1 pseudogene is annotated in these 243 nt (G+C 56.0%); it reads left to right on the top strand.

Features of this window, described 5'->3' with window-relative positions:
- Positions 1–169 (top strand): annotated as a pseudogene (locus KVT32_RS32450) ((2Fe-2S) ferredoxin domain-containing protein); the annotation flags it as partial.
- Positions 170–243 lie beyond the last annotated feature (74 nt).

Raw genomic sequence — 243 nt, 5'->3', positions numbered from 1 at the left:
CAAGGTGCGCATTAACCAGCCCGCTTGCCTGGAGCGCTGCGAGGAAGGCCCGGACGTGGTGATCTACCCGCAGGGCACCTGGTACACCTATGTCGACACCACGGACATCGACGACATCATCGACAACCACATCCTGAAAGGCGAGGTCGTCGAGCGCCTGAAGATCTGATTTTTATATGAACAAGTTTTCGAAAAAGTTTTACCTGACCGGCCACGCCGGCAAGATGGAATGCCTGCTCGACC

It is taken from the genome of Achromobacter sp. GbtcB20 (assembly GCF_019091095.1).
GTDB lineage: Bacteria > Pseudomonadota > Gammaproteobacteria > Burkholderiales > Burkholderiaceae_B > Achromobacter > Achromobacter mucicolens.
This window is presented reverse-complemented; position numbering and strand designations above follow the sequence as displayed.